This is a genomic window from Diplocloster hominis, from assembly GCF_032380655.1.
Taxonomy (GTDB): Bacteria; Bacillota; Clostridia; order Lachnospirales; family Lachnospiraceae; genus Diplocloster; species Diplocloster hominis.
The window spans coordinates 1-13,992 of the sequence record NZ_JAWDIY010000048.1 but is presented as its reverse complement, the minus strand read 5'-3'; the positions used below and the strand labels follow the sequence as shown (position 1 = coordinate 13,992).

Here is a 13,992-nt window from a genome sequence, read left to right as displayed (position 1 = left end):
CAGTCTCCTCCTTGGGCGGATCAGGTCTTAAGACCCGACATCACGACACTTTGCATAATATGTTTCTGTCCGATAATATAGAGCACGGTAGGAATCACCAGGGACATGGCGACACCTGCGAAAACGACAGCCACGCTTCCGTTTCCCCTGGCTCCGTTCAGGAACTTTAGCGCCAGCGGCAGAGTCATCCTTTCGTATTTTGACAGGAAGATCAACGGATTGATAAAGTCATTCCACGAAGCCAGGAAGGTGAGCAGGGAGGTCATCACGATCACGGATTTGGACATGGGCAGGAATATTTTAAAATAGATGGAAAATCTGCCCGAACCGTCGATATACGCGGCCTCCTCATAACTGGAAGGGATCGTTTTCATATACTGCCTGACGAAAAAGATGTTCAGCGGGCTTATGACGGCCGGAAGGATCAGCGATGCATGAGTGCCGACCAGTCCCATTTTGGACATCACGATGTAGGTGGGTATCACCTTGGCCTGGATGGGAATCATCATCCCGCACAGGATCAGCATGAAAATAAAGTCCTTCCCCTTGAAGTCGATCCGCGCGAAGGCATAACCGGCCATCGTGGAGATAAAAGTATTGGCGAGTACCACGATCACGGCGATTTTAATACTGTTGAAGATCACCCTGGCAAACGGGAATGTCGCGAACACGTCCAGATAGTTTTGAAAATGAAAACTGGTAGGGAAAAAAGACGGCGGCAGAGTAAACGAGTCCTTGGGGAGGCGCAGGGAAGTGGATATGATCCAGGAAAAAGGCGCCAGCATCACGATACAGAGCAAAAACAAAAAGAGGATCAGTGCGATCTGCGGTAATTTATATTTCAGTTTATTTCTATTCATAATCGTACACCACCCATTTCTTCTGACCTACAAACTGAATAAGCGTGATAATAAGGATCAGCGCGAACAGGACAAAGGAGATCGCTCCGCCATAGCCGATGTTCATATCCTGAAACGCTGTCTGGTAGATCTCGAGAGCAATGGTCTTGGTAGCGCTGCCGGGGCCGCCGTTGGTCAGCAGATAGGGCTCGTCGAAGATCTGGAACACACTGACAATATTGGTAATGATGACAAAGAAGATCGTAGGGCTTAAAAGCGGAAGCGTGATCTTCCTGAACGTCTGGAAGACGTTCGCCCCGTCGATCTGGGCCGCTTCGTAGTAGACATCCGGTATATTCTGCATCCCGATAAAGTAGTAAAGGAACGTGGTTCCGATAAATTTCCAGAAGCTGAATATGGCGATGGTGACGTAGACCACGACACGGTCGGTCAGCCATGGGACGTTGGTGCCTCCCAGCAGGCGGATAAAATAGTTGATGGCACCTGTATCCGTGGAGAACAGATAGCCCCACGCGATAGCCACGGAAGCAGTGGTGACAATGGAGGGAAAATAGATGGCGCTTCTGAAGAAGAACTGGCATCTCTTGGCCCGGTAGACCATGAACGCCAGAACCATGCCCAGGCCGCAGTGGATCGGGCAGAGGATCAGCAGGAATTTGAAGGTATTGGCAAAAGAATTTAACAGTCCTTTGTCCGTGAACATTTTCCTGATATTGTCAAGTCCCGCGAAGGTCGGAGGATTGACCAGATTATATTTGAAGAAAGACAGGACCGCGGAGAGAATCACGGGCAGGCCGATGAATAACAGAAAACTGATCAGCGCCGGCGCCAGAAACAGATAGGCGGCAATGGTATCCTTCCTTCTTTTTTTCTTGGCAAAATTATGTACAGCAATTGGTTTCGAACCTTTCATATGGATCATTTCCTTTCTGAAGCACGTCATATCAAGCGGCTGTTGGGGAAGAAAAAGAGAGTGCCGAAGAGTCAGACACTCTCTTTTTAAATCAGGTATTACTTATTTTCAGCCAGGATGGCATTCATATCCTCAGCCGCCTGATCCAGGGTTTTCTGGACATTCGCCTGATTGACGCAGATATCGGAGATCGCGGTCAGGACGATATCTGAACATTCTGTAAACTGCGGCGGTGCACTGACCGGTTTGTAAATATCCGTATTGGAATCCAGATAGAAGATTTCATAGTTTTCAGGAATTCCCAATTCCGATATCTTCGTCTGGGCCAGGGAGTGGAGCGCGGGGATGTTGCCGACGGAGAGATACTGTCCCTCAAAATCAGCCTGGGACATCCAGGCAGCCAGCTCCTTTGCCTCCTTAACATGCTTCGAGTTCTTCAGCGTAAAGATACCGTCCACGCCTCCGATCTGCTGATTGGTCTTAAAGGAGGGCAGATACTGGATAGCCACGTCCTTGAAATTATCGGCCACATAGTTGGCGGTAGGCCAGCGTCCCCAGGAACCCATGGCCACCTGACCGTTGATAATCTGGGTAACGGCGGCTACATTCTGTTCCGGGATCGGCGCATAGCCATATTTGTAGATCAGGTCCTGCCATAACTGGAAGATCTCCACGGATTCCGGAGAGTTGATGGTACTTTCCGTAAAGTCTTCATTCATATAGGAAGCACCGTTGTTATAGAGCCAGGCTTCCGCGCAGAAGTATTCGTTAAAGGGCACGGCTACCGCGTACTGTTTTACGCCGTCCTTTTCCGTAGTGAGCGCTTTGCAGTATTCCAGGAATTCGTCCTTGGTCCAGTTGTCTTTGGGCAGCTCCAGATTGGCCTCCTTCAACCGGGCGGTGTTAAAGTGCATCACCACGTTGTTGAAAGAGAACGGGAAGGCATAGGTACTGCCCGCGTCATCTTTGAATACATCCTGGAAAGAGGGGCTGGTGTCCGCGAAGATCGCGTCCGATATCTCTTTGTTCTCAGCGATCCAGTCGTCGATCGGCTCCGCGATTCCCATGTTCAGGAATTTTGAGACTCCCTCGATCGCTAAGATCGCACAGTCCAGGTCATCGCCGCCGCCGACCATCGTCTGGATCTTCGTACAATATTCGCCCCAGTTGGCCGCGATGAATATAGTCTCGACCTTCACTCCGGTCTTTTCTGTGTATTGAGCTAATAGCTGGTCCAGGGATTCCTTCGTGGCCCCGTCACCGCACATGGCCAGGGTCAGGGTAACGTCTGATTTTTTGCCGCTGTCCGCTGCCGGTGCTTCTGCGTCCTTCGTCCCGGTCTGTGCATCCGCTGCAGGAGCCTGAGTATCCGTGGCTCCTGTTTCCGGCTCTTTTTCCTGGCCGCAGGCAGCGAGACCTATGATCATACAGGTACTGAGCAATAATGCCAACAATTTCTTTTTCATTTCTCGTCCTCCCATTCATTATCATATTTCGTTTTCATTATCATATTTCGTTTTGAGCGCCTCGTGTGTAAAGAAACATGAATATTCAGTGATATAAACCAGGCTCATAACATTTAAAATTTGCAAGCCGGCCGGCTGTCTGCATCTTTAAATTTACTATAGCGGGGGCGGATAAAAATGTAAATGAACGATTCGAGGATTACTTGTAATATTATCGGGTAATGAGAAAATGCGCTTAAATCATCTCAACAGGAATGATATAATAAGCTTAAAGAGAACGGTAAAGCCTGAACGGGGGGATGCTGCATAAAAAAACTGAATCTTCATTCTATTGTAATCAAATACTTTGTGATGATTTTTATATTGATCGTCATGCCGATTTTCGGATTTTTCTTTTTTGCCCGGTTAAATAATATCAATACATCACTGGCGCAGAAAAAGAGCTCGGATCTGATCACGCTTAATACCCTGGCCAACACGTTGGACACCTATAAAGATTCGGTCGAAGCTGTGGGAAATATCATCTCCGGGGATAAGGAAGTCAGGGAGTATATCACACAGGCTTCCCGCGCGGCCGAAGACCGGGGAAAAGTCTCCTATAAACAGATGGACAACCGGCCCTGTCTGAAAAGGTATGAAAACACGCTGGATTCGATCCTCGCCGTTTCGCTTATGGATGCGGACGGTTATTTTATCGGCGAACAGACGCTGAATCTGGACCGGCTCACCTACTTTTTCAACAGGACGGCGATGAATAAGATCCGGGAGAGTCCGAATAGATGGACAAAAACTTTCTCGATCCAGTACAAAGATTCCGGGGAAAGAAAGCGGGTTTTTTCCTATTTGGTACCCGTCAATGACCAGACGGACCGGATGATCGGCTATGTGGTCTTATTCACCGACACCGGTAAGATGAACGAACTGCTCCAGGCATATAGCGATGACATCTACATACTGGAAGAAGAGTACATCATAGCCAGTCAGAAAGAACTGCCTATGTATACCAGTCTTTTCTCAGAGATGCAGATCAGTTATGGACTGCTTTTGGAAGACAGCAGCGTAATTATCAAGCAGGAGGAGGATTCCCTGATCGTCACGACCAGGAGTTTTCCGCCGTTCGATATTCAGCTTCTGCTGATCTCTTCCTACCAGGTGTTAAAAAACGAGGTCACTACCACCTTCCCTACGCTTATGACCTTCACGGTCTATGGAATCTTGTTTGCCATATTTTCAGCCATGGCCATCGCCGGAGTCCAGACGAAGCCCATCATGTCTTTGAAAAATGTCATGAATCACGCGAAGGGAGGAGATCTTTCCGTTCGCTTTACGCCGAATTCAAAGGACGAGATCGCGGAGCTGGGAATTACCTTCAACTCGCTGCTGGACCGGATCCAGGTATTGATGAGAGAGCAGAAGAACCACCAGAAGCTGAAGCGCAAGATGGAGCTGCAGATGATCCAGGAGCAGGTCAAACCGCATTTTCTCTACAACGTCCTGGAAATGATCAACAGCATGATCCGTTGTAATATGGGTCAGGAAGCCATGAACACGGTGGAGAGCCTGGCAAATTTTTACCGTATTTCTCTGAACAACGGCTCCGGTATCATCAGAATCGCCCAGGAGATCCAGCTCATCGAAAATTATTTAAGTCTCCAGAAAATGAGGTATATCGAATTCATGGATTATGTGCTGGCGTTCAGCCCTGCGGTCTACGATTATACGATACCAAAGCTGACACTGCAGCCGCTGGTGGAGAACGCCATCTATCACGGAATCAAGGAGAAGGGGAGCAAAGGCACTGTCTGCGTGGGCGGTTATCTGGAAAACCATCGGGTAGTATTCGAGGTTCTGGATACCGGAAGCGGGATGACAGAGGAAAAAAAAGAAGAGATATACGAAGCGATCCGGGAGGAGCGGGATGAGCGGGATCAGCATTTCGGACTGGCCAGCGTGGTCAAACGGCTGAACATCCACTACAACGACCAGGTGGAATTCCACATAGAGAGCAGGGCAGGGGAGTACACCTGCATCGTCATATCTTTTCCGGCGACAAAGAAGGAGACAGGAGAGGAAAGAGGGGACATATATGCTTAAAGTATTTTTAGTAGATGATGAGTATTATGAGAGACTCTCGCTGAAAAACAATATTCCATGGGCAGAGCACGGAATGACGGTATGCGGGGAGGCAAATAACGGGAAAACCGCTCTGCAGATGATGAGTGCGGATCCTCCCCAGATCGCGGTGGTGGACATCAATATGCCGGGCTTAAGCGGCCTGGAGCTGATCGAGCAGTTGAACGCGCAAAGAATCCCCTGCCGCTATCTGATCCTGACCGGCTACGATGAGTTCAAATATGCCCAGCAGGCAATCCATCTGGGCGTCTTTGACTATATCTTAAAACCCATCAATTACCAGACGCTGGTTCAGGCGCTGGACGGACTGCGCAAAGAGATCGAACAGCGGGATACGTTAAACAATCATTTGGAAAATCTGAAAAATGAAAACGAGAGATTTTATCTGGAGAGGTACTACAATGACCTGGTGAACTGCAATTTTACGATTCATAATATGAAAGAATACGATCAAAAACTGGCGGATGATCTGCTGGTCTCCTACGGCAGTTACCAGATCATAGTGGCGGAGATACCGGAGAAACCTTCCTTAGAAGAACTACGGCGTTTTCAGGGGAAACTGGAAGAAGGGTTAAACAAAGAGGACTCGTTCTCCTGCCTGGATATCAAAAACCGCTTATTCTTTATCTTTGACGGCGGGAAAGAGACGGTGTATCCGCGGATAATCCAAACGCTACTGTCACTCGTGAAGGAAAAAGGATATACGGTACAGGTCGGCGCGGGTAATGCCTATCCGGGATTCGAACAGATGTATCTGTCATACAATGAAGCGTGTATTGCGCTGGAAAATTGTGCGATGCTAAAGCAGCAGATCGTGTTCTACCGGGATATCAGGACATCGTGGAAATACCGCGGCCTGGACGCGAAGGAGAAGAACGGGATCAAGACCCTGGTATTCAGCCGGTCCATGGGGGAGTTAAAGCAGAAACTGACGGATATCTATCAGGTGATGGGAGAGGAGCGGGCCAACCGGGATCAGGTAATTCTTAGGACCCTGGAGCTTTTGAATCTGTTGACGGAGATCTTGAGCAGCCAGGCCCTTTCCCCCATATCCGTTATCGATATGGAGGAAAGCGTGCTGGATACATTGAGCGGAATGCGGAAAATGGAGCAGGTGCGGGACTGGATCATTGATCGTTATCTGAATTCCATTTCCCAGATATCCAAGGAGCAGGAAGATTATTCCAACATTACGATCTGCGTGGAGAACTACATCCTGGAACACTTTGGGGACCCGGAGCTGACCATCGCCGCGATCTCAAAAGCCCTGTTCTTAAACTACAGCTACATCTGTTACTGTTTTAAGCGGGATAAGCAGATGACGATCAACGATTTTATGAATAAGATCCGGATTGAAAAGGCCATCGGGATGTTCCAGGACGGCATCGATAATGTCAGCTATGTGGCGGAAAAAGCCGGATACGGAAGCGCCAGTTATTTCAGCAAGCAATTTAAGCGGGCTACCGGCCTGCCGCCCAGTGATTATATACGGACTTTGGGCCCTGTGTCAGCCGTTAGAGACAGAGCATAAGGTCAAAGTGCTGCCCGGTGTTAATGTGACGGGACGGCCGAGTTGTAATCCTGTCTCTGTGTCTGTAAAGGGCACAGGCGTGTTATTGTATTGAAGAGAAGAGGGGCCTTTATGTTCGAGGTCCAGGGTACTTATATCAAGGCGGCCATATAGGACACGGAGTATTTGGACGCCGCCCTTTCTTTGGTAGGTACCGAATCCGGAATCCAATGACCAGAAGAACTGACAGTCTCCGTCTGAGAGCGGATGAAAGCCGATCAGGCGGTGATGAACATCAAAACGGAAACCGCTGTATACCAGCAGGAGGGCGTAACTGGCCAGAGATCTGCTGTAGTTGCTCCCGCATTCCATTTCGTTCCAGGGATTGCGCTTTCGGCCGTCGTACCGGTTCCGTACTGCTTTGACACAAGTAAGGCCCTCATCCGTCAGTCCGTGGCGGAGCATATGGCTGGCAGCCTGATATTCGAAGCCGTGCATCGTCTCCTCCGCGTAGGGGACAGGGATCAGTGGTTTCGTACGGCCGGGAGGATAGGAGCAGATCATAGTGCCCTGCTCCTGGTTGATTCCGTAGATCCGGCAGGGGTTGATGTGCTCGCGCATATCGGGGATAAAGTTATAGCGGAAAATAGAGCGCAGAGCAGACCGGGTTTTTTCCGGATCGAAGATATCTCCGAGATTTAACAGATCCGCATGCCACTGGCCAAGCACCTGGTCGATGGAGCAGCCTTCCGCGATCTGGTATTTCATTTCCCCGGCTTCTTCGTTCCAATAGCTTTGTACGGAGCTGGCCCCGTGGGGAGAGACGCCGCCGTTATACCGCTCCAGCAGTGATTTATCTTTCAGATCTACTTCCTGACAGAAATATTCTCCGTTATAGAGCTGACAGTTTAAGTACTCTTGTCCCTGTTTTAGCAGATCCAGGTATTCTTTTTGGGTGTCCGGTTCTTCCAGGATGCCGGCCAGATTGGCGGCTGCCTTCAAGGCGGCCAGGTACATGCCGCTTAGCCAGGAGTTGGGACCGAACAGTTCCATGTCAAGCGTGTGATGCTGCCTTCCTTCCAGGATTCCGTCCTTGTCGGCATCCCAGCGGTCCGGATTCTCAGGACTCCAGGCGAAAGAGATACTTCTCTTTACCTCCGGCCAGATCTTTTTTAGCCAGGGGAGGTCGCCGGAGATCAGGAATTCCCGGTAGACTCTTAAAACGGTTCCAAACTGGCCGTCCGCAGCGGGGCGGTGATTGGTGGGCCCGCAGCCCAGCGGCAGCATGAGACGGAAGCCCATTCCGCCGTTTTCCTGCATAGAATATGTATATTCATTAGTTCTGGCGCTTCGCTCCAGCCGCGGGAACAAAAAGGCCAGCGCATAAGCGTAGGACCAAACATGAGTGCAGGTGCCCTCGCAGGAACCCATCTGGGCGTGGACGCCTTCGAAGGCATAGAAGGAGCCGTCGCTTAAGCGCAGGCAGGTGGGAGATTTTAGAATGGAGATGTTCGAGGTCACCGCGTCCTTCACTTCATCGGGAAGCGAAGAGTGGAAGATGGCCTCTTTGTACAGAAGGGAGTCCGTCCAGAGACGGTCGAAGTCCCGGAGGCTGTAGAGGGCGCTGGCTCTGGAATCGGGGAACAAAGTGGCATAGTAATTTTTCCAGAGAATACTCCTTCTTCGGGCGGTCTCATCCACAGAAAGTCCCAGGTGTGTGATCTCCCAGTAGTTATGCATATAGGGATTGGACCAGGAGAGCACGAATCGGAGGGCGGCGGATTCACCGGGCGGGATCTCCACGTGAGCGGCCAGCGTGGCGATATCGGAGGTATCATAGGAATCCGCATTGGCCCGCGGGGTATGATAGATCCGGTTCGGCAGCGGACCGGGTTGGTTGAATTCCTGCCAGAACACGGAGGAGTTATCAAACCAGCGTCCCCGGAACCAGTATTCCTGATGACTGACATCCGGATGGTCCGTGGCGATGGTCAGATCTCCGTATTCGGCAGTTTCCCTGTCCTGTGTATTAGACAGACGGATCAGATGGATACCGTCTTTTTTTTCATAGCGGTGGAGCGTGTTCGTGCAGCAGTAGTAATTATTACAGGACAGGGCCACCGTATATTTCAGCTGCTCCGATGAGGTGTTATGGATCTGTATACGGAAGAAGGCCGCGGGAATGGAACTGTCATCTTCGTTGGTGGGGATCAGAGGATTAAAAGCGGTCATAGTGATCCTGCCGGGAAAACGGGCATGGGAAAAATGCATCGTGGCAAATGGATATTCCCCGTCAAAGGTAACGTCCTCAAAATGAGGAAAACCGGCCATCGTACCTCTGTCCGGACCAAAACCGTATCCGGTATAGATGGGCCGCCCGGTGCAGCCGATGTAGTCTTTTGTCAGATCACCCTGCAGGACGCGGGCATCCACGACCCCCGCGCGATTCTCCGCCTTGATGGCAAAATGGGTGAAGTCGGCGGTGGTATTCTTGTTGGGGCGGTTCCTGATTTCCACATCCACCAGACTTCCGTTTCCGGCCAGGCCGATGCAGCCGGTGCCGATACCGCCTAAGGGAAATGATATTTCACGTGTATTTTCTCCTCGGTACTTCATAGCTAACATCCTTTCTTTCTTCTTTTTATAACGGCTAAATGGTGTTTCCATTATAATTAGAAGCAAGACGGGGTGTAAATGGCTTATACTGTGTAGCTTTGTACTTTTGGTGGGAATTGTTTACCCCCAGATGAATCAGCCCAAAATTAAGTTCCGCTTAAACTTCGATCAGCTCATAGGTATCCTGACCGATCCCCAGCTTTACCGCATGCGAAATGGCCACGTGCCAATCCGTGTTGGGGCTGACGGCGCCAAAATGATCGTGCCCTTCATGATCACATTCTGCCAGAAGGCTGCCTTTGATGACCGGCTGCGCATTCACCGCATCCGCACAGGCCACATCCAGAGCCACCGGATCAAAGGAGGCGAACATACCGATATCAGGAACGATTGCCAGATCATTTTCCGGATGGCAGTCGCAGAAGGGAGCCACATCCACAACCAGACTGATATGGAAATTCGGTCTGTCTGATAAAACCGCCTTGGTGTATTCGGCAATCTTCCGGTTCAGAATATCCTCGGATTCATCGGAGGCGGGATTTACCGCGTCACGGGGACAGACGCCAATGCAGCGGCCGCAGCCAGCACATTTGTTCTGATCGATGGAAGCTTTTTTGGATGAGATGGTGATGGCATCCTGGGCACAGACCTTGCGGCAGGAGCCGCAGCCGACACACAGCTCCTGATCCACGAATGGCTTGCCCGCGCTGTGCATTTCCATCTTGCCGGCCCGGGAACCGCAGCCCATGCCAATATTTTTCAGAGTACCGCCGAAACCGGTAAGCTCATGACCTTTAAAGTGTGTCAGAGAAATGAAGATATCCGCGTCCATAATAGCACGGCCGATTTTAGCTTCTGTCACATACTCGCCGCCGGCTACGGGAACCAGGACATCGTCGGTGCCCTTCAGCCCGTCTCCGATCAGGATATGGCATCCGGTGGAAAATGGGGAAAAGCCGTTTGTGTAGGCACTGTCTATATGGTCCAGCGCGTTTTTGCGGCCGCCCACATAGAGCGTATTGCAGTCGGTCAGAAAGGGTTTCCCCCCCAGTTCCCGGATTACATCAACTACGGTTTTTGCATAATTGGGCCTTAAGTAAGCCAGGTTGCCCGGTTCGCCAAAATGCATTTTTACAGCGGCGTATTTCTGGTTAAAATCGATGGTACCGATGCCGGCCTTTTTGATCAGACGCGCCAGTTTTTCCTGAAGATTCACGTTCATTCCGGTACGCATGTTTGTAAAATAAACTTTAGATTTCTCCATATGATTACTCCTTTTTTGATATGAGCACTTACTGCGGTTATCGAGCCCGGATAATATAAATATTATATCACTGTGTGGAAATATTTGGTATCCTGTAATCTTTACGAATGGGACAGGAAGTTGGAATATTTTACTAGGGCTCGTACTATAATATGTAATAATGCATATTTCAGAAGGAGGAATATTATGGCCAGAACGAAAAAACCGGTCGAAGAGCGAATCGCACTGATGCAGGAGGCAATCGAAAAACAAAAAGCGGTAGTCAACAGGGAAAAGGGTAAGCTGGTGGATTTAAACCAGGAATATGCGGCTCTTCTGCGGGAAAAAAGAGAGAAAGAGCTGAATGAGCTCTGTGACTTTATGGAACTGACCGGATTGAGTGTCAATCAGGTAACAGATATAGTAAAAAAAGAAATCATCCCTCAAAGAGAAGAGGAAGATCAGCAGGGAATTGCATAGAAATTTCATTGCGGAGGACCAGAGAGGCCTTGCACCAGGGCCTCTCTTTGAAAGTGCTCCTATGAAATAAAAAACGCTCCGCGGGGATCGCACTACGGCGGAAAGGAAGATGCCGCTTACGCGGCCCGCCGTAGGCGGAGAGTTTCGCAAGCGAAACTCTTTTTGATGTTACTTAGATATCCAGCTTCATATCTCCGGCCTTGATCCAATTCATTTTACGCATGATTTCGGAAATCAGCAGAGCCAGAAGGGCCGGTGCCAGGAAATGCATAACTCCGATCTGGAGCAGGGCCATACCGCTGCTGACACCTTCCTGTACCATAGTCTGATATCCCATGATCTGCCCCACGAATCCGCAGGTTCCCATACCAGAGCCGGTGGGATTATTGGTCATCTGTAACAGACAGGTGGAGACAGGGCCAAGGATCGCACTGGAGATGATCGCCGGAAGCCAGATCAGCGGTTTGCGCAGGATATTCGGCATTTGCAGCATGGAAGTTCCAAGACCCTGGGCGACCAGTCCGCCGATCTTGTTCTCGCGGAAACTGGCGACTGCAAATCCGATCATATTGGCGCTGCAGCCGATAGCCGCGGCGCCCGCCGCGATCCCGCTAAGACCCAGCGATACGCCGATGGCGGCCGAGCTGATCGGCAGGGTAAGCGCGATCCCCATCAGTACGGATACGATGATACCGGCCAGGAACGGCTGCTGCATGGCTCCCCAATTAATCAGCTCCCCTACCTTGGTCATAAATGCCGCGATCGGTACGCCGATCGACAGCCCGACGATGGAACCAACCGCTATGGTGGTAACGGGAGTGACCAGAATATCTACTTTTGTTTTGTTCGCGACCAGACCGGCGACCTCGACAGCCAGATAAGCGGCAACGAAGGAACCGAGCGGTTCTCCCACACCGGCCAGCGTGAAGGTACCCTCTACCAGCAGGGAGCCCGCCATAATCTGTTTGGCATAGGCGCCGATCATACCGGCTACTCCGGCGGAGACGGTGACTAACGGCGGCTGTTTAAACTTGCTGGCTACACCGATACCGATGCCGGCACCGGTTAACTTCTTCGCCACGGTAGCGACTACGATTATGTAAGTGCCGATGCTGCCTCCTATGAAAGTTCCGATCTGTTCCAGTATGGTTCCCACTAATAAAGTGGCAAATAGTCCCTGCGCCATACCCGACAGCCCTTCAATAAAGATTCGGTTACAGATTTTCTTTAGCTTTTCCATCATAAATCCCTCTCATAATTAAATTGTGATAACAGGTGTAAGGATAAGTCATTCAGTTGCGTTATAAATGTAAACACAGGTGTCTTGTCACCTCATTGCATAAAAATACCACACTACGAAGAAGGGTGCAAGTATTTTTTTAAGGCCAGAGCATTTTGGATCTGATCCAGAACAGATTCGTTATCCGCCTCTACGGTGTGGTAATGGACATCGTTTGTCAGCTCTTTTAAAGGCTTTGTCCGGTTGGTCCGAATTTTTTCCACGAATTCTGCGACCTCCCGGCGATTGGAAATCAGCAGATCCACGTTGATGATACCATAGATCGGATGAGTAACAATCACATCCAGGACTTTGCCTCCCAGATCCACAATGGTGTTTAATTCATCTTCGATCTGATCCGTCGTGTGGGATACGAGAAAACAGCGGTTTGCTTTGGTATTTTCCTGCTGATACAGCAGGTATCCCCTGGCTGTTGACAGGATGTCTTTATTTGTGGCGCGGAGCAGCGCGATATCCTGCACGATTACCTGCCGGCTGACCCCCAGTTTTCTGGCCAGTGCGGCACCGGGGAGGGGGGCCTCCGCTGAGGAGAGCAGTTCAATGATCTGTGTCCTTCGTTTGTTGCCGTCCATTCTCACCATTCCTTTCTGTTTTTTGATGCTGCCGACATTATAGCATAGGATGTGTGTTTTTCCAAGGAATTATCTGCGGATGGGCGGCTGGAGGACCGGGAGGAACCCTGGGGGGCGGGAGGCGTACTCCTGTTTTGGGTGGCGGGCCGGGCAGCTGTCCTTTGGCCGGCGACGGGCTGTGCGCTGGCTGCTGCTAAGTGAAATCCAACCGGCAGACTCAGGAATCGGGCCTATTCACCAGGAACGCTTGATGCGTTCCCGGTTCAGAGGCCCTTGCCCGTCGGACGTGAAGTCCGCCGGGCATCCTGAGTCTGCCGGTTGGATTTCACTAAGCAGCAGCACAGCCGCCCTATGCCGGCCAAAGGACAGCTGCCCGGCCCGCCTCCCAAAACAGGAATACGCCTCCCGCCCCCCAGGGTTCCTCCCTGCTTTGGTGAACATTCGGCAGGTATGGTCTAGAAAATGGATGTTTCTGCGGAGTTCGAAAACCTGAACGCAGGCTTCAAAAATATTGGACAAATATTTCAGATAAAATCGTGATATCTGAAGCTTTTAAAGTCTGATATGAGGACTTAAAACAATAAATCAGGGCTTATTTGCATAGGAAATCAAAATATGAATTGTGAAATTTGCCAGATGTAATTTAGTTTTCGGATCGTCTGAGGGGGATAAGGGCTCTGGAATTTTGCCGGAAATAGGCGACGGATGTGCTTTCGCACATCCGCCATTTTTTTATGAGGGGGGGAGATAGTGAGTGTGTGAATCAACTATCTGAAACTTATTATAATGGGTAATTGTGTTGAAAGTATGTCGGTTTTCTAAAATAAAAAGAAAATTTCTTAAAGAAACATAAAGTTTCTATGAGGGAATGAGAAAGAGGGGAATTGTACATGATGATA

The 13,992-nt window shown here is 50.1% G+C and carries 10 protein-coding genes; 3 read left to right on the top strand and 7 right to left on the bottom strand.

What is annotated here, in order from left to right:
• Positions 1-20: 20 nt before the first annotated feature.
• From ABC831_RS24300 to ABC831_RS24290, 3 genes are all read right to left on the bottom strand, one after another.
• The gene (locus ABC831_RS24300; RefSeq protein ID WP_343250661.1) at positions 21-860 is read right to left on the bottom strand and encodes a carbohydrate ABC transporter permease; all 840 of its coding nucleotides are present in this window, start codon (positions 858-860) and stop codon (positions 21-23) included.
• Positions 853-1,773: a carbohydrate ABC transporter permease gene (locus ABC831_RS24295; protein WP_343250660.1), complete on the bottom strand. Its 921-nt coding sequence runs from the start codon at positions 1,771-1,773 to the stop codon at positions 853-855. The genes ABC831_RS24300 and ABC831_RS24295 overlap by 8 nt, the downstream gene beginning before the upstream one ends.
• Before the next feature lie 98 nt (positions 1,774-1,871).
• A complete protein-coding gene (locus tag ABC831_RS24290) occupies positions 1,872-3,239 on the bottom strand; it encodes an ABC transporter substrate-binding protein (protein WP_343250659.1) in 1,368 nt (455 codons plus the stop codon).
• A gap of 351 nt (positions 3,240-3,590) precedes the next feature.
• On the opposite strand from ABC831_RS24290, the gene ABC831_RS24285 reads away from it, so the two are divergent.
• Both ABC831_RS24285 and ABC831_RS24280 read left to right on the top strand, forming a co-directional pair.
• Positions 3,591-5,333, top strand: a complete 1,743-nt coding sequence (locus tag ABC831_RS24285; RefSeq protein ID WP_343250658.1) for a sensor histidine kinase — start codon at positions 3,591-3,593, stop codon at positions 5,331-5,333.
• Positions 5,326-6,903 carry a response regulator gene (locus tag ABC831_RS24280; RefSeq protein WP_343250657.1) on the top strand — a complete coding sequence of 526 codons (1,578 nt, stop codon included), beginning with the start codon at positions 5,326-5,328 and terminating at the stop codon, positions 6,901-6,903. Before ABC831_RS24285 ends, ABC831_RS24280 begins: the two co-directional genes overlap by 8 nt.
• On the opposite strand, the gene ABC831_RS24275 is transcribed toward ABC831_RS24280, so the two are convergent.
• Both ABC831_RS24275 and ABC831_RS24270 read right to left on the bottom strand, forming a co-directional pair.
• Positions 6,880-9,498 (bottom strand): GH116 family glycosyl-hydrolase, encoded by a 2,619-nt coding sequence (locus ABC831_RS24275; RefSeq protein WP_343250656.1) that lies wholly within the window; start codon positions 9,496-9,498, stop codon positions 6,880-6,882. The genes ABC831_RS24280 and ABC831_RS24275 overlap by 24 nt on opposite strands.
• Positions 9,499-9,655: 157 nt before the next feature.
• Positions 9,656-10,762, bottom strand: a complete 1,107-nt coding sequence (locus ABC831_RS24270; protein ID WP_343250655.1) for a DUF362 domain-containing protein — start codon at positions 10,760-10,762, stop codon at positions 9,656-9,658.
• Between the two features lie 186 nt (positions 10,763-10,948).
• On the opposite strand from ABC831_RS24270, the gene ABC831_RS24265 reads away from it, so the two are divergent.
• The gene (locus ABC831_RS24265; protein WP_343250654.1) at positions 10,949-11,221 is read left to right on the top strand and encodes a hypothetical protein; all 273 of its coding nucleotides are present in this window, start codon (positions 10,949-10,951) and stop codon (positions 11,219-11,221) included.
• A 172-nt stretch (positions 11,222-11,393) separates the two neighbouring features.
• On the opposite strand, the gene ABC831_RS24260 is transcribed toward ABC831_RS24265, so the two are convergent.
• A complete protein-coding gene (locus tag ABC831_RS24260) occupies positions 11,394-12,461 on the bottom strand; it encodes a PTS sugar transporter subunit IIC (protein ID WP_343250678.1) in 1,068 nt (355 codons plus the stop codon).
• A gap of 113 nt (positions 12,462-12,574) precedes the next feature.
• Positions 12,575-13,093, bottom strand: a complete 519-nt coding sequence (locus ABC831_RS24255) for a transcription repressor NadR (protein ID WP_343250653.1) — start codon at positions 13,091-13,093, stop codon at positions 12,575-12,577.
• Between the last annotated feature and the right edge of the window lie 899 nt (positions 13,094-13,992).